12 protein-coding genes are annotated in these 16,362 nt (G+C 66.2%); 10 read left to right on the forward strand and 2 right to left on the reverse strand.

What is annotated here, in order from left to right; translation table 11 throughout:
- Nucleotides 1–15 precede the first annotated feature (15 nt).
- Genes HH310_RS25550 through HH310_RS25560 form a run of 3 tightly spaced genes read left to right on the forward strand, consistent with a single transcriptional unit; the run spans nt 16 to nt 6,300 of the window.
- A complete protein-coding gene (locus tag HH310_RS25550) occupies nt 16–819 on the forward strand; it encodes a hypothetical protein (protein ID WP_169178168.1) in 804 nt (267 codons plus the stop codon).
- Nucleotides 812–5,251 carry a hypothetical protein gene (locus HH310_RS25555; RefSeq protein ID WP_169178169.1) on the forward strand — a complete coding sequence of 1,480 codons (4,440 nt, stop codon included), beginning with the start codon at nt 812–814 and terminating at the stop codon, nt 5,249–5,251. Before HH310_RS25550 ends, HH310_RS25555 begins: the two co-directional genes overlap by 8 nt.
- Entirely contained in the window at nt 5,248–6,300 is a 1,053-nt protein-coding gene (locus tag HH310_RS25560) for a Wadjet anti-phage system protein JetD domain-containing protein (RefSeq protein ID WP_169178170.1), read from the forward strand. The genes HH310_RS25555 and HH310_RS25560 overlap by 4 nt, the downstream gene beginning before the upstream one ends.
- 201 nt (nt 6,301–6,501) lie before the next feature.
- Here the strand turns inward: HH310_RS25560 and HH310_RS25565 are convergent, their stop codons facing one another.
- A complete protein-coding gene (locus HH310_RS25565; protein WP_169178171.1) occupies nt 6,502–8,262 on the reverse strand; it encodes a DUF6119 family protein in 1,761 nt (586 codons plus the stop codon).
- 219 nt (nt 8,263–8,481) lie between these two features.
- Nucleotides 8,482–9,141: a hypothetical protein gene (locus HH310_RS25570; protein ID WP_169178172.1), complete on the reverse strand. Its 660-nt coding sequence runs from the start codon at nt 9,139–9,141 to the stop codon at nt 8,482–8,484.
- Between the two features lie 297 nt (nt 9,142–9,438).
- On the opposite strand from HH310_RS25570, the gene HH310_RS25575 reads away from it, so the two are divergent.
- The 7 genes from HH310_RS25575 to HH310_RS25605 form a co-directional block, all read left to right on the forward strand.
- Entirely contained in the window at nt 9,439–10,413 is a 975-nt protein-coding gene (locus tag HH310_RS25575; RefSeq protein WP_169178173.1) for a hypothetical protein, read from the forward strand.
- The gene (locus HH310_RS25580) at nt 10,410–11,351 is read left to right on the forward strand and encodes a hypothetical protein (RefSeq protein ID WP_169178174.1); all 942 of its coding nucleotides are present in this window, start codon (nt 10,410–10,412) and stop codon (nt 11,349–11,351) included. Before HH310_RS25575 ends, HH310_RS25580 begins: the two co-directional genes overlap by 4 nt.
- Nucleotides 11,352–11,385: 34 nt before the next feature.
- Nucleotides 11,386–12,375: an ImmA/IrrE family metallo-endopeptidase gene (locus tag HH310_RS25585; protein WP_169178175.1), complete on the forward strand. Its 990-nt coding sequence runs from the start codon at nt 11,386–11,388 to the stop codon at nt 12,373–12,375.
- A 132-nt stretch (nt 12,376–12,507) separates the two neighbouring features.
- Nucleotides 12,508–13,521: a hypothetical protein gene (locus tag HH310_RS25590; protein WP_169178176.1), complete on the forward strand. Its 1,014-nt coding sequence runs from the start codon at nt 12,508–12,510 to the stop codon at nt 13,519–13,521.
- Complete coding sequence (locus tag HH310_RS25595; protein ID WP_169178177.1) at nt 13,518–13,973, forward strand: hypothetical protein; 456 nt, start codon at nt 13,518–13,520, stop codon at nt 13,971–13,973. Before HH310_RS25590 ends, HH310_RS25595 begins: the two co-directional genes overlap by 4 nt.
- Entirely contained in the window at nt 13,970–14,719 is a 750-nt protein-coding gene (locus HH310_RS25600) for a hypothetical protein (protein ID WP_169178178.1), read from the forward strand. Before HH310_RS25595 ends, HH310_RS25600 begins: the two co-directional genes overlap by 4 nt.
- A gap of 608 nt (nt 14,720–15,327) precedes the next feature.
- Nucleotides 15,328–16,362: hypothetical protein (locus HH310_RS25605; protein WP_169178179.1), on the forward strand; the 1,035-nt coding region annotated here is incomplete at its 3' end.

Raw genomic sequence — 16,362 nt, forward strand, 5'->3', positions numbered from 1 at the left:
ACGAGCCGAGCCGGCATGAGCGAAACCATCCAAACCTCTGACGCGGGAGACGCCGCACGGTTGATCGCGCTGGGTCTACGGCCCAAGCAACGGCCTTCTCGTGACCTGATCTACGCCGATCTGGTGCGGCGCTACCGGCAGGATCCCGTTTTCGCCGATCTCGTGGAAGCGGTTGCTGCAGGGCTGGGGCTCGCTGTCCTCGCGGTGACCAACCAGAGCGGTGCGGTCCTGGCTGCGATGAGCGAGTCAGCGTTCGAGGTGAAAGTCGACGAGTATGCCCGGCGGGTCAGCCTGCGCGACCGAAATGTGGAGAAGGTTCTGCACGGCCTAATCCATCTTGCCGTCGCGGCCCTGTGTTTTCCGCGGCCGGACGACCTGGCAGATGACACATACGTTGGTCGCGTGTCGGTGGAGCAAGTCGATCAGGTGGTACGCGAGGCGTGTCGAATGCTTGACGAGGCCGCGGCCGCCACCGAGGAGAACGCTGATCCGCTGCACGAGGCACCTATGTTGGAGCAGGTGTGGCGGGTCTACGCGCGCCGCCCGTCGGCGGCCACGACCAAGGACGGCAGGCTGGCCTCGGACACAACCCGCGGCATGATCACCAAGGCACTGCGGTTCCTCGTCGACCAGGGTTTCCTGCAACCCGCAGGCGAGGAAGGCGGCGGCACCTTCCGCACCACGCCCCGCTACCAGGTCCAAGTCCGGGAACTCGCCGCCGAGCAGGCCTTCGACGAACTACTGGCATTGGGCGTTGTCGCCACCAGTAAGCCCACCGGATCCTTGCAACGTCGCGGACCGGAGGCCGCCGATGTATGAGTTGTCGCGCGTCCGACTGCACTCGATCGGCCCCAAGGGCGCCCGCTACCAAGACGTAACAATCGATCTGCGCGAGGTGGGCCCTGTGCTGGCACGCCCGGTCCAACAGGCCTTGTTTGACACAAGCGGTAGCGCGGGCGTTCTCCGGCGTCCCTCGCCGGCGAGCGTGCTGTTCCTAGAGAACGGCGGCGGCAAGACCGTTCTGATGAAGCTGATCTTCTCCGTCATGCTTCCTGGCCGGCGCAACGTGCTCGGCTCGACCAACACTCGTGTCCTCGAGGACTACGTCCTCGCCGCCGACCTTGCACAGGTCGCCTTGGAGTGGCAGCACACCCGCACTGGCGAAAGGGTTGTGACTGGTAAGGCTTCGGAATGGCGGGGACACACCGTCTCATCCGACCCAAACCGACTCACCGAGCTGTGGTACACGTTCCGTCCCAGCGCCTCGTTCAACCTCGACACCTTGCCGCTGACCGTCGACGGGCGGTTGGTCACCCTCGCCGGTTTCCGCGACCGACTGTCCCAGGCCGGCAAGGCCGAGCCCCGGCTCGGAGCCGCCTACGAGACCACTCAAGGCGAATGGGTCAAGAAGCTGAAAAACTTCGACTTGGACCCCGAGCTGTTCCGCTACCAGCGGGCGATGAACGCCGGGGAGGGCGAAGCCGCCGACGCGTTCACATTTAAGAGCGACGAGGCATTCGTCGACTTCCTGCTCCGGGCGGTCACCGACGAGGAAGACCCACGAGGCCTGGCCGACGTCCTCGCCGGGTATGCCACCAAACTGGCCCAACGCGGCAGCTTGATCGCCGAACGGGACTTCGTCGCAGGCGCCTTGGAACGCCTCACACCTTTGACGCGGGCTGCCGTGGACGCGCGTGCGGCGGCCGACTTGGCGCAAACCGCTCGCCGCGACGCCGAGGCGCTCGTGGCAACGCTGATCGGGCGCCAACGCAACGACGCGCATCACCTGGATCATGCCGGCGTGGAACTCGAGCAAATCAGCAAGACTGAGAACGCGGCGGACCAGGACGTACGCCGGCTCGGTGCGATCGCCCTGGAGCTGCGACGTCTGGTCGCCGGGCTGCGCCTGCAAGCCGCCGAACAAGTCAAAGCGGCACTCGAAGATGAACGTGATCGGATTAAAGATCTCCTGACGGCCTGGCAGGCTACCGGCGCTGCCACCACCTATCGGGAGGCGACGGCCGCCGCCGATACCATCCGCGACCTCGTGGAGGTCCGGCAGGAAGAGGCCCGCCCCGCATTGCGAGCTCGTGACCTCGCGGCTCGCGCATTGGCCAGGGCTTTGCTAGACGTGGCTGCAAACGCCGAGCAGAACCGCGTCGAAGACGAGAAACAAGCGACGACCATCGATGAGCAGGCCGCTGCCGCCGACCAGGCTGGCCAGGAGGCGGTCCGCAAGAACGAACAGGCCAATGCCCAACTGGCCGCCGCGCAGGAGCAGATTGACCAAGCACAGATTGCACTTCGAGCAGCCGCCGACAAAGGCCTATTGACCGCGATAGACCGAGTCGAGCAGGATGCCCGCACTGCACGGCGGCTTGCCGATGAAGCGCAAGCCATCCTTAGCCAGGGCTGGCAGCGGTTGCCGGAGCTGATCCGCGAACGCAAGAGCGCCGAGAAGGAGCTCAACAAGCTGCAGAACGCGCACCGCCACGCGGCCGCAGAGGCTGACCGTCGAGCCCAGAGAGTACAAGACGCGGTACAGCGGACCGATGAGTTGGCCGGCACGCCGCGCCTGGCCGACGTTCTCGGCGCCGACACCGTCGATCTAGACGCCGACGCCGCCACCGCGCTTGAACGGCTGACCGAAGCGATACAGATGACGGACGCTCAGCGGGCAGGTCTGCAGAACGAACAAGCCGCCGACGAACGCGTTCTGAGCGCGTTGGGGGACGGCGGGCTTCTGCCACCCAGCCAACCCGTGACAGCAGCCTTGGTGATTCTCGAAGCCGCCCGTATTACCGCCTGGGCCGGGTGGAGCTATTTGGCCCAGTTGCCCACCGCTGATCGGGACCACGTCCTGCACCGTTACCCGCATCTGATAGACGGGCTGGTCCTGAACAACTCCGACCACCTCGCCGAGGCCCAGCAGTTGCTGACAGAGGCGAGACTGCTGCCTGCCACGATCATCGCCGTCGGCACAACCGCCACGCTGCAACACAGCGATCTGCCGATGCCGACAGGGCTGGAATTCCTGGTGCCGCCTAACCCAGCGTTGTATGACGACGAGGCGGCGGCGCGTGAGCGCGAACATCTGACGACGGCGCACCGGGAACGAGCTGCGCGTATCAGCGAGTTGACGGCCCAGGCGGACGTCGACCGCCAACTGGCCCAACGAATAAGAACCTGGCGCCACGAATACCCAGAAGGCGAGCTGCGCAGACTGGCGCTCACCGATCAAGAGGCCGCCGCGGCGACGGATGCTGCCATGGCCGCGGTCGATACCGGTGAAAAGATCCGAGACATGGCGGCAGCTGCTGAAGAGGAGCTGCAGCAGCGCCTCCCAGCGCTCGACGCCGTAGCGAAGCAGGCTGCGGATGCCGCGGAACAGCTCGCCGACCTGGCGGAGCGGGCAGTGCGGATCCCCGGATGGAGCGACGAGGTTCGCGCCGCACGAGAAACCATGGCCTCGGCCGAGCGGGAACTCGGCGCGGCGACGAGGCAGGCGGGCGATCTGCGCCGCCAAGCCACGACCATTCGCGACCGTGCCGGCGACCACCGACGGATCCGCGACGCCAGCCGTGAGGAACTGGGCCGGCTGCCCGGCGCCGGATCCGTCGACGTCACCGACCCGTTACCGACCGAACTGGTGCCCGAGCTTCGAGAACGCCACCGAACCGCCACCGAGGCGTATCTCAGGGTTGAGGTCGGCGCTGACCTGCTCCGCGAGCTACGCGCCGTGGAGGATAAGGAGGCAGCCGCGCGCGCCGCATGGGAAGCCGTCCCGAGCAACGTACGCACCACCGCACTCGCCCTACTCGCCACGCCGGAGGGAACCGATACGGCCGCCCGCACGGCCGCGACAAGCCGAACCGACCGCGACCTTCAAGAAGTCGGAAGGCGGATCGACCAGGCCGCCACGCATGTCGGCAGTCTCCGCTCCGAGTACAGCAGCTTCATCCCCCAGGAGCGTTCGCTTGACCCGTACGGCAAACCTCACGACATCGAACATGGCGAGGACCTGATCAACCAGGCGAGCGCTGACTACACCGCAGCCCGGCGGACGTACGACAACATCAAAGGCAAACGCGAAGCCCTCGAGCAGAGGATCAACCAGACAAGGCAGGCCGTCGACGCCTTCTCCGCCGTTATCGAGTCCCTTTCCGACGTAGCGGCTCCAACCGTGTTCGACGAAGTGGCTGCCTTCGAGGGCGACGTCGACCTTGCCCGAACTCATCGCAACGAGGTGCGCCAGACCCTGACTGAGGCTGACGGGATGCTTGCGGAGGCCAGCCGGACCGTACGCATGGCAGCCGACGTCCTGGCACAGTACGCGGTCGACCCCGAGTTCGAACACGTAATCAGCCCAGTCCGACGGCAGATCATCGCCGTCGACCGGGAAACTCTGCCAAATCACTCAGCGGACTGGCAGACAGCCCTGGAACCCCGACTGCGTACCCTCGACGACGACCTCACCCAGATCAACGAACACCGTGCCGGCATCATCACCCGCCTGCACGGAATTGTCGACGCAGCGCTCCGCACGCTGCGCCTGGCTCAGCGGCTATCCAAACTGCCTTCCGGCATGGGGGACTGGTCCGGACAGGAGTTTCTACGGATCCGATTCACCGAACCAGACCCGAACGTCCTACGCGAATACCTCGGACACGTCGTCGACGACGCAGCCGACGCCAGCGCAGACAAACAGCGCCGATCCAAAGACGGACTGAGCCTGGTCTTGCAAGGAGTCCACGCGGCGATGCCAAAGGGCGTCGTCGTGGAGATGCTCAAACCCGACGCCGTGCTCCGCACGGAACGCGTCCGGGTCGCCAGCATCAGCGACGTCTTCTCCGGCGGACAACTACTCACCGCCGCGATCATCCTGTACTGCACGATGGCGGCCCTGCGCGCCAACGAACGAGGCGACACCAGCCGCCCCCACGCCGGAGTGCTGTTCCTCGATAACCCCATCGGCCGTGCCTCCGCCGGCTACCTGCTCGAACTGCAACTCGCCGTCGCCCAGACCCTCGGTGTGCAACTGATCTACACCACTGGGCTGTTCGACACCAACGCGTTGTCCGTCTTCCCGCTCGTCGTTCGCCTACGCAACGACGCCGACCTGCGCGCCGGGCTGAAGTACCTGTCCATCGACAGCGAGATGCGCCGACCACTCGAAGAGATCGGCGAACCCGACGGCTCAGGCCGTCTCACCGCAACCCGAGTCTTCCTGCGCCCGACCACGCCGACATGACCAGCGACCAGCGACCCGTCTTGTCCGACCGGGCGTCCCGCCTTCGAATGGCTCTTATCGAATGGCCACGGCGCCGCGTGCCACTCCAGGTCCTTTGGCAGATCCTCGACGGCATCGACCCTGCCACCCGAACCTTCCTGCACCGGCGCCAACTTCTCGCCGACACGCTGGCCGAACTGGCTGCTGCACACGCCATCGACCTACCTGCTCAGGCCTCCTACGACCGCACCGAACTCCCAGCGCTGCCCCGGTTCGTCACTCTCCCAGACCGCACAGCGCCGCTCCAGCAGCCGGCTGCTCCGATCGTCTGGCACCCCGCGCTGTCCTGGGCCGCTGACGCGGCAATCACGACAGCCCAACGGCGAACGCTCGAAAAGATCAACCGATGGCTGTTTACTAGCCGCGGCAATGTAGTGGCACCGCAACGAGAACGGTCGCTCGAGATTCTTGGTGACGAGAAGGCTCTCGACCGTCTCCAGACCACCGGGCTGTTCGGACCTGGTCGGCTCACGCTCGACCTTTTACGCGCTCGACGCGTCACCCCACCGCTCCATACCGCTCACACCGGCGATGGGCCTGTCCTTCTCGTCGTGGAAAACAGCGACACCTTCGACTCGCTACACCGTGTCCTGGACACCCAACCCACACGAGTCGGACTGGTTGCCTGGGGCGCGGGCGGCGCATTCGAGGCATCCGTCCTGTCGATCAGAACGCTCGGCCACTCCGTCAGCGAGATCGCCTACTTCGGCGACCTGGACTATAGAGGCCTTCAAATCCCCAGCAACGCCAATCGACTGTCCGCCGCATACGGTCAACCTTCAGTGCGTCCAGCAGTGGGCCTTTACTCGGCGCTCCAACGAGCCGGGACCTATCAGGACGGACAACCGCCGCTCACCGCCGCGATTGCAACCCAGCTATCGTCGTGGCTCGAACCCCAACACCGTGAATGGGCTGTCACCAGCCTTGTGGGTGGCACCCGAGTCGCGCAGGAGGCTGTAGGCCTGGCCTACATCACGGAAAACGACGACTGGCTGGTCGACCTGGTGTGAAGTGCCCACCGTAGGAACGGAAGATGATCCGGGTTGGCCCGCCCCGAACAGTTGACGTAGCTGTTCTCGGTGGTCGCGCGCGCCGACAGTGGTGAGCGGTTTAGGTGTATCAACCGTGATACGCCGTGCATGTTGAGGACGGGGCCGGCGGAGAGGTGCACTCTCGCCCGGATGACGGTTTAGCTTCGAGTCTGAACGTGCTCAACTGCGCCTGGAACGCGCCGGGCGCGGCAGGGAACGTGGCGGATCGGCGGAATCGATCAGTGCGATGGTTGGCTTGAAGCCCAGCCCGTCGACTCTCCTAGATTCAAGCACAAGGCTGATCCGCGAGAAGAGCGGAAGGCTGGTGATCGATCGACCGCGCCAGTCTCCCAAGAACCCGAATACCACCTCCACGCCGTTGCCGGCAAGCTTCGCGGTATGAACTTGGGCGATTTCAGCTGTCAGGCTGGATGACTCCGAGTTCTTACGCACCATCTCTTCCAGTACGCGTCGGGCAGCGACTGAGCGCCTCAGCAGCTCACAACTATTCGCCGCCTGCAGAAAAAGATGGCTTAAAGTGGAGGACTTGCCCTTCCTCTTCAGATGGATCAGTGCGCCCGACCGTGACACCAGGTCACTCGTTTCGATGCCGGCCTCGTTGTCGAGGCGAATCAGCTTCCTGTCGAGGATGACGAAGCGATCGCTGTCTTCGGACCGTATCTTTTCAATATATTCAGGTTCTGTCTCGCCGCGGTAGGCGGGAAACCTGATCGAAGACATTTCGAGTCGTGCCAACTCGCCGTCGATGCTTTGCACAAACGATTGGTTCACCCGATAGAAGTCACCGTCGTAGGCCAGGTACTGTTCGTCCCCGATGATCATGTCCGCACAGATACAGTCCACAAGCCGGACTCGACCCAATGACTCATGCGCGTCGTCCAGGAAGCGCAGTTCAGCGCTCAACAAGTCAGCCGCATCGTTGCTACGCCTGATCCGGTCAGAGATCATCTCAATCGTAAGATTGACGCGGCTGGCACTGCCCGCGTGCTCGCCCGGGAAGAGGATGAAGCGGATCGGCCGTTCATCCTCAACGTCGAGATCGTCGGGAAGAATGGCGTCCACGGAAGGAGGGACGGGCTGAGCTTGCAGTTGCCGGATCAAATGGTCTTTGACGATACCGGTCACGTCGTCGTTCTCGATGAGCTTGATGTTATCCACCCAAGGCAGCGACTCTACGTAGTCCGCCGCAGACGACAGGCCTAGGAGAGTCGCGGACAGATCGAGCAGCTCCGAGAGGCGGACCAAGTCGGCACCGAACCGGATGCTTCTGCCACCCGTTACGGAGCTCGTGAAGGACGGTGATGTGATGCGGCCCCCGATAGATGCGATCAGATCACTTCGGCGGTCTATGCGAAAACCGTCCAAAGGGATGTCGCGCGCCGCTCGATGTCCAGTCTGCTGAAACCATGGCGCTGTCGTACGATACCCAATATGCCGGAAATGGGGTGAGTCCTTGCCTCGACGCTGACGCGGGATAATCTGCTCCGGCGCCTTTGGTCCAGCGAGCATATTGAGAGCGATTGTCAAACCAAACCGTGGATCCTGCGCCGACCGTCGAATCATTCTGGAGCCGCTGCCGAAACACCACGCGAGCCAGCGCATTCCGTTCCCATTCGATTCATCCACGGTGCACAGCACGACAGCGCCGTAGCTCAAGGGCGGATCTTCGAACGCCAACGCCGTGACTTCTCGGGCCAGGAACTCCTGCCACCGAGGAGCAGATCTCCTGCGGGCAACCAGGACCACAAAAACGTCGCCTGCACGCGCGGCCGACATCACGTCCGCTTCTGCCCAGTTCAACGGGCACCACTCAGCGTCATCAAGGTAGGCGAGCGTTGGCTTCGGGTCTAGGTCAAGGTCGGTGAACGCATCCAGCGGCTCTATCGCACGCTTCAGCAAGAACGCATTGAGGGTCAGCAACGGCAAGCACCCCTAACTAACCGTTCCTCTGCGAGACAACCCAGATGAACGCTCACCGTAACCGCTCGAACACCCTGTGTCTGTCGGGGATTGGCGTTTGAGGCCGCCGACAAATGCTGCGTAAAGGCAGTACGGATGTTCGATGACAGGACTCTTTCCAGCTCGACGACCGGACTGGACGACCTCCCCGAAAGAACAGGATGACGACGGCGCGGCCCCTCAGGGAGTAGCGGCGCTGGCGGCCCGACGTGCGACGGCGAGGACTGTTCGTGCGTCCTCAAGCACCGTGCGGAACTTGTGCCGATCCCCCGTAGCGAGTGCGGTATAAATCTCGACACTTTCGGCTGCGGCGCGAGCCGCGCCGGCCGGGTGACCAACTGGCAGCAGTGCCACAGCAAGGGCGCGCAGTGCCTCAGCTAGGTCTCGTCGGTAGGCACCGGGTTCCTCACCGTCGAGCGCGCGAAGAACCGCGACCGCCTGCTGGGCTTGAGAGACCGCCGGCTCGAATCGGCTGGCCATCCGCAGCGACGCGGACAGGGTTCTCAGAGCAGACCCGAATTGCTGGCGGGCCAGCCGATCGCCGGTGGTTTCCTTCTGGCCGATCGCGACCGCGTTCGTGGCGGCGATGACCGTAGCGCCGTACTGCTGCGCGACGATGAACGTGGCGGCGAGCTTGGTCCCGGCCCGTACCACGAACGGCGCAGCGGCAGGGTCGAACCTGGCGATGAGGTTAAGCCGATATCCAACATGGACGTAGGTGCGCTGCGTCAGGACCGACGGTGCGCAGAGCCGTTTAGAGAGCAGCCCCGTAGTCGACGAGGGGCGGCCTCCGGGGCAAGTTGGAGCAAGCGCCGTGGGCCCAGGCCGGGTGTTGGCCATGAACGACGCTTTGGCCGGTTTCATGTTGCGGCAATGAACCCCTCGCCGCGCGTCAAGCGCTGAAGCGCGGGTACACGGCCTACACTCCCCCTCCGAGCGGCGGAACTGTTTCGCGTCACCTCGTGTCATGTCCCTCGTTGGTGAGGGTGTCCATGCGGCTGGCCGGCGCTGGATCGATGATGACTACCCGGTCCAGCGCTGGAGCACTGACCGGAGGGGGTCGGCATCTCCATCCTGGGAGATCTTGAGGCCGGTGTCGTCGAGCCGTTAATGGCCGTCGTGTATCGAGTAGTCGGTGTGCAGGTTCGGCGTCGTCCCGGCGCGTACTGGGAGCATCGGGCTGACCCTGACCTCGAGGCCGTTGTGACGCACGACTTCGTTGCCGCCCGCTGGCAACGGACCGTCGCAGCGGTCCTGGGGCAGGGCGGCGACGACGTGTCCGTTGAGCGCCTGCTGCACACAATTGTGGAGCGCTGGCTCATCGACAGATTCCGCGAGACCGAACGTGGATCAGTGAGCAGGACGCTGGTCAAGCACCTGAACGGCCACGACCAGTTCAGCAAGGTTCCCGCCGGTCACGCCGGCGCGGGCCGGTGGCGGCTGGCCGGCACGCAGCAGCCGCCCTGGGTCGGCAGCCTGGACGAGCTGGTGACCGCGGCATGGACGGTCCGCGCCGTAGCCGTGCGGTGGACGAGCGACACCCGCCGCGCGCCGATCGCCAGCGCCGCGAATCTGTCCGCGGTGTTGCGGGCGGTGATGGCGGCCGCCGCTGGCAGCGTAAGCGAGCAGCAGCTCGTCGAGGTCATCGTGCGGCGATTCCCCGCCACCTTGTCCACGCCGGTGTCTCCGCCGGGCGTGCTGGACGAGGCGACCGAGCAGGTCGCTGACTCTCAACCGTTGCCCGCCGACCTCTGGCAGGCACGGCAGGACGTTGCCGCGGCCGCGGAGGCTGCTGTCGCGGTGGTGCGGCAACTGACCGGGCATGATCGTCACGTGCTGCGGCTACTCGCGGATGTCGGGTCGGCGGAGGCGGTGCGGCAACTGCAGAAGGAGTTAGGCTGCGGCCGCAGCCGGGCTTACCAGCACCTGGAGCGGGTGCGCGGCCTCGTGCGAGAACTCGCCGGCGCGTTCGACGACGAAGAGCAGGTGGTGCTGGACGTGCTGGCTATGTGCCAGGCCGAGGGCGACGTGTCCGGGACGGTGGACGACGGCGGTGATGAGCCGTCGAATACCAGTGAGGGCCCGGCGAACGCGGAAGGGAGGACGTCGTGACGGACTTGCCTGAGTCTCTGCGGGTGCTGGCCGCTTCCTTGACTGTACCGCCGGCGCTGACTACCGACGGTCTCCGTCAGCGGTTCAGTGACCCGGACGCCCTCGACCCGGCGGCGGGGCAGGTGCGCCGCGCCCAGTGGGGGGAAATATCACTTCTGGTGTTGCTGCTCGGCACCGCGCAAGAGCGGTACTGGCAGGTCGTGCCAGTCTCGATCGACCCGACCGGAGAAGACGAGAGCAGTCTCGTGCTCGCAGCGCAGCGCACTACGTTCTCGGTGGAGGTGACGGTGTGGGCGGGGCTACCGACTCGTCTGCCGACTGGCGTGCTGGGCCGAGTGGTCGACGTCTGGGAAACCGACGTGACGACGTGGTGCGCCGACCCGGGACACTCGGCGCCGCCAGCTGCGCGGCGGGGCCGGTCCGCGATGCCGTACGGGCGCGACGCCGAAGTCCGCGCCGATCTGCAGGACATGCTCGAAACACTGGCCGAGGCTCCACTGGTCCCTGTCCGACGGGCGGCCCCGCTCGACGTGGCCGCCGCTGCGACCGGCGTTGGACTGAATGTGCTGGTCGAGGCGCTCGGGATGGCGGTACCAGCCGTGGTGAAGATCGTCAAAGGCAAGGCGGCGGTCACCGAGGACCAGGCGGAGATCCTGGCACGCCTGTTCGGTGCCGCCACCGGCGACGTGCTGGCGGCGGTGAACGGGCTGCCCGCTGAATTGGCCGTCGAGCTGGAACGGCCGCGGTGGCGGACCGTCTGGCAGACCTGGGCGGCGCAGCTACGCCGGGCGGAAGACACCGTCCGGTTGCAGGTCGGCGCCCGTGTGTTCGCACTCGGGTACCGGCAGACCGGCACGACCGGCTCCCCGGAGTGGGACAGCCGGATAGCGCATTGGCTCGCCGAGCACGACGTCAAGGACATCTCCGGTGGCGCGTAGCCGGTCGCCAGCTGTGGCCGTTCAGGTGCAGGCGATGCTTCGCGTCCTGGACCGGGAGCGCTCCGAGGTCCTTGAGCGGCTGCGCGTCGACGCGCTGACCGAGCTGTCAGGCTGGCCGGACGTCCAGGTCCGGCTCATCGACGAACAGGCTGGCAGCGGCGGTTGCTCGGTGGCGGGCAGCTACGACGACGAGGCACAACCACCGGCGCTGTGCGTGGCCCGGTCCGCATCGCTTCGGCGCCGGCAGTTCACGGCCCTGCACGAACTGGGCCACCATCTGCAGACCAACGACGTCGAATTGGCCACGAGGTTGCTCGGCCTCGACGACGACGGGGTGGACGCCGCCTGTGACGGCTTTGCCGCCCGAGTTCTGCTTCCGGATGACGTGGTGGACGACTGCTTCGCCGGCGGTTCCCCTTCGGCCGGCGATATCGTGCGGTTGTACGAAGCGTCGACTGCGTCGCGGGCAGCGTGCGTGGTACGGGCAGCCGAACACCTGCGCAGTTCAGGCGCGGTCGTGCTTTACGACGCGGCGGGGACCGTCTCGTTCGCGGCCGTCAACGGCGTTTACCCGCCTGCCCAGGGCAGCGACCAGGCGTACACGCCGCTCGTCGCCGCAGCCTTGCAGGACTCGGGGCGGCCCGACGGGGTGGCCGTTACCGTCGAGGCCACCACGATCCGGTACCGCACCCACGACAGCGGCCCGCTGTACGGGCAGGCCGCCTGGTGCGACGGGTACCTCGTCGCCGTGCTCGTCGAACACCACGCTCCGTGGCAGAAGTTCTCCCCGACCCGGACGGCGCGGACGACGAGGAGGCCGGCCTGGGCCGGCTGCGAACTATGCACCGACACGTTCGAAGTCACCGAGACCACCGAGGTCTGCCCGGCGTGCGGGCAACCGCGGTGCCCGGCGGGACATTGCCGGTGCACCCAGAACCGGGAGCGGCGCTGCGACCGTTGCCATCTCACTTGGGCGATCTCGCGGTTCCCCGGCGGCGGCACGACCTGCGCCGACTGTCTCTAACCACCTCGGTCACTGGCCGCGTGGACGATCTCGGCGATAGGACGTCAACCAGGAGTGGAGGATCACCGCGGTCCTCCGGGCACCCCCGGGTGCCGCGCCACCGCGCCGCAGAGCGCAAGGAAGAGGCCCTCCATGGGACACACCGATGATCAACTGGTGGCGGTTCGTGCGCAGATCGATGCCCACGACGCGCCGTTGAAGGAAGCCCGGTTCCGGCTGCAACTGGTCCGCGACATCGTCGAAGGCTTCACCGGAGCGTTGCGGACCTACCGCAGCGGCTCGCTGGCGCACCACACCATGAACCATCCGGTGACCGACGGCGACGGCGGCCTCGTCCTCGACCGCCGCTATTATCCCGGGCTCGGCCCGGAAGGCGGCGGCGAACCTCCGACCGAGGTCTGCGCGCAGCTGTGCGCGCTGCTGGGCCCGGAAGTGCGCCGGACCTACCCGCAGGCACGCTGCTCGACCTCTAAGCGCGGGCCAAAACTGACCTTCGGCGCTCCGATCGAGGACCAGGACCCGACCGTCGACATGGTCGTGGCACTCACCCGGCGCGACGGGGCCGGCCTCTGGATCCCGAACCTGCACACCGACCGGTGGGAAGCCTCGGACCCGGAGGGCCACGTCGAGCTGTTCAACGCCGGCCCCGCGTCGCTGCGCCAGACTCGGCGCAGCGTGATCCGCCTCGCGAAGGCGTGGAACAAGCAGTTCACCGAGCCCGGCATGGCGTCGTTCCACTTGTCCACGTTGGCGTTGGAGTTCGTGGAGCCCGGAGGGAGCGTGGCCCGCGCCCTGCATACCCTGTTCGAGCGTTCCGCTACCCGCCTCGAGCGCGGCCAGGCGACCCCCGACCCGGCCGGTGTGTCGGCCCCGCTGAAACTGCTGCTTGCTCGGGCCACGGTCGCCGCCCGGCTGCGCAAGGCCGCCGACGCCCTCGCCGACGCCCTCGCTCATGACGACGACCCGATTGCCGTCCAGGCGGCGCTGCACAGGGTCTTCTGGAAGTACGTCGAGGACCCGCACAACAACGGCCTGGCCCAGGCCGCCGCATTGCTGCGGTCCCGGCGGCCGGTGTCGACAGCAGCCCTCGGGATCGGCGGGCCGGCAGCAGTTGTCGCCACGACCCGCGCGTACGGCGGCCGGTGACCCGGCTGTCGTGGCGGGAGCCGGTCTGGTTCGCCCGGCCGGCTCACCGGCTGCCGTTCATCGCGGCGCTGACCGCCGCCGCGGTCGGGCCGCGGTGCGTCCGGGCGCCGCGCCCGTACCGCGGCGGCTTCGCGTTGCGATGCACGATCACGCCGCCGGGCATCGGCGCGTGCACCGTGACGATCGTCTTCGGCAAGGGCTCACCGGAGGTGCCCCGCGTGTTCGTCGACGGCCCCACCGACTCGCCGCACCGTTACGTCGACGGCTCGCTGTGCATGTGGTATCCGTACGACCCGCCCGAACGCCGGTGGCAGCGCTCTGACGGCCCCGTCGTGCTGCTCGGGCACATTGCGGCGCACCTAATCCGCGAACACTGGTGGCGCCGGACCGGCGAATGGGCAGGCGACGAAGCGGCGCACCGCACCCAAACGCCCCAGCAGGAGACCCGATGAGCATTCCCACGCCCACCTCGCCACCGATCCTGGAGCAGAGCCCCACTGCGGCGGCATCCGCCTCGACATCGCTGCCGTCGGGCAACGCGGCAACCTTCTCGACGACAGGGACGGCGACTCCACCGCCGGCGGCCGCAACGAGCACACCGCCCCCAGGGTGGCTGGGCCCGGTGCTGGCAGCGTTGGTCAGCGCCGCCGTAGCCCTCTGGCTCGCCGCCGCCACCGCCCGCCGCAAGAGCCGGGAGGACGAACGGTCCCGCCAGCGCGACCTGTTCACCGCTGCATTCCAGGCGTACGCCGACTACCGCGAGATGCCGTACGCCATCCGACGCCGCCGGAACGACGAAGCCGCTGCGGAACGGGTCCGCCTCTCCGAGATCCTCCGCGAGATCCAGGGCCGGCTCACCTACTACGAGACCTGGATCGCCGCCGAATCCGCCACGGTGGGGAGCGCGTACACAGCCCTAGTTTTGAAGGCGCGTGCAGTCGTTGGCGGCGCGATGCGCGAAGCGTGGAACACGCCAGCCATCGCCGAGGACAAGGCGATGAACATCCCCTCGGCCGTCGTGGACCTGTCCTCGCTGGCCGAGCTCCAAGGAGCGTACGTCACGGCTTTCCACGCTCGCCTTGAAATGCTGCTTCCCTGGTGGAAGCAACTCAGCACCCGGCTGATCACCAAGGTTCGGCAGACGTCGCCACCACCCAGCGACCCGGTCTCCGGTCCGCCGAAACCCTTATCTTCATGACCACCGATCGGTATTCCGCTTAGAGCTACCGGCCGCTGGTCAAGATCTGGGCGGGTCGTTGCCCCCGGGGTAGGGGCCGCAGGACCGGGATCTTCACCCGGCTCGAAGCCTACGGATCAGATGTTTTCGATCTTTGCGCCTACGGGCCAGGAGGTTAGGGGTTCGAGCGCCTATGGGCGCGCTTGATCATGAAGGGACCTGAGCTGTGGAACGCGGTTCATGCCTTGCCTATTGTCTGACCTATGTAGAGGCTGGGTGGCGGTCGCACCCGCGCAACGGCGCTGGGAGTGGGCAGCACGCTGGTATGGGGGTCGGCAGTGACCACGATGCTGGAGCACCTGAGCAGATCGTGAGGCATCTTCAGATCCGTGCCGGCGTCGTGGGCCAGGGAGGCGGTGCTGTGCTGGAGGTCGTGCAGCCGGACCGGCGGTAGGCGGCGCGGTTGGTGAGGATCCGGACGCGCCGGTTGCAGGAAATCAGTGGCCGCGCGCTGCGCAGGACTGCTGTAGTTGACGTCCTACCGGCGCAGCAGCACAGAACCCGGAGCTACCTTGCCTTCGCAGCCCCGTCCGATGTCAGCCAACCGCCGGGCAGCAATATCCGGCCAGGTGGCTGAACCCTACCTGGGATCATTGACGCCGCCCGGTGTGATGATCTCAGGTCACGGAGTACATCGTCTTCAAGACCCGACCGGCATTCGCGCGGCCGAGATAGAAGGTCGTCTCCGCGCCCAGATCGCCGACGCCCAGCAGCGGATTCCTGAGCTGCTGTCCGAGATAGCCGACATCACTGCGTCTGCGGATCCTCTCACGCTGTATTCCCAGAGCCAGGTTGTGGCCGATCTGATCAGGTCAGCCCATCCTGGTGCGGCTGGATTCGGTATTGAGGCGCTGACGGAGTTCTACGGCGGGTTGGTCACTGCCATGCCGGAACACGATGTCCTGGACCGGCTGGGTAGGGACTTCGCCCCCAAACTGCTGTACCTTGTCGCCGGTTTGCTGAGGGAGTACGGCACGGCCGAGCACCAGCTCCAGCAGAGCCGGATCATCATGGACCATCAAGAGGATTCGTTAACTCGCGCCCGGCGATTCCTCGAGTTCGAGCACCGGTTTGACCGAATGACAGGTTATCCGGTGCAGCTCCGGCAGATATTCAACGCCGTAGTCGGGTCGCTTGCCGGAAGGTCGATCAAGCAGCTGGGGTACGCGCTCAGCGATGCGCTGACCGCTGCTGACGCGTACCATGCTGTCCTCAAGCAACGAAGCGACGTGATCCGCAGCCAGCTTGGTGTCACCGGCGATGGACTGGTTCTTCCAGATAATCCTGGCGAACGGCTATTGACTCTGTTCGCCAGCCGGGCGCATGTCGCGGCTTCCGTCGCCGCCCCCTTGGAAGACGATCTGCCAGGCCTACTCGCGGAACGGACTGGTCTCCCGCGCGAACGTCTCACCGCGGTACTGAAAGCGTTGGCAACACCCCTAGGCAGCCAGCCCGAGCTACAAACACTCGGTGACACGAATGCGTTGCGGCGCCGCCCGGTCATCGGTCTACCCGATGGCCGATACCTGTGGCCGCGACCCGGAGACTTTTCGCAAGTCGCACTCGACTGGGCAGCGGACGTTTGCCAACTCGACGACGACTTG

Source organism: Actinoplanes sp. TBRC 11911 (assembly GCF_012933445.1).
Classification (GTDB): domain Bacteria; phylum Actinomycetota; class Actinomycetes; order Mycobacteriales; family Micromonosporaceae; genus Actinoplanes.

Bases quoted from the DNA above. Each gene is read 5' to 3' on its own strand.
- HH310_RS25560 (WP_169178170.1), top strand. From the start codon at position 5,248: ATGACCAGCGACCAGCGACCCGTCTTGTCCGACCGGGCGTCCCGCCTT.
- HH310_RS25555 (WP_169178169.1), top strand. From the start codon at position 812: ATGTATGAGTTGTCGCGCGTCCGACTGCACTCGATCGGCCCCAAGGGC.
- HH310_RS25585 (WP_169178175.1), top strand. From the start codon at position 11,386: ATGCTTCGCGTCCTGGACCGGGAGCGCTCCGAGGTCCTTGAGCGGCTG.
- HH310_RS25570 (WP_169178172.1), bottom strand. From the start codon at position 9,141: ATGGCCAACACCCGGCCTGGGCCCACGGCGCTTGCTCCAACTTGCCCC.
- HH310_RS25550 (WP_169178168.1), top strand. From the start codon at position 16: ATGAGCGAAACCATCCAAACCTCTGACGCGGGAGACGCCGCACGGTTG.
- HH310_RS25600 (WP_169178178.1), top strand. From the start codon at position 13,970: ATGAGCATTCCCACGCCCACCTCGCCACCGATCCTGGAGCAGAGCCCC.
- HH310_RS25590 (WP_169178176.1), top strand. From the start codon at position 12,508: ATGGGACACACCGATGATCAACTGGTGGCGGTTCGTGCGCAGATCGAT.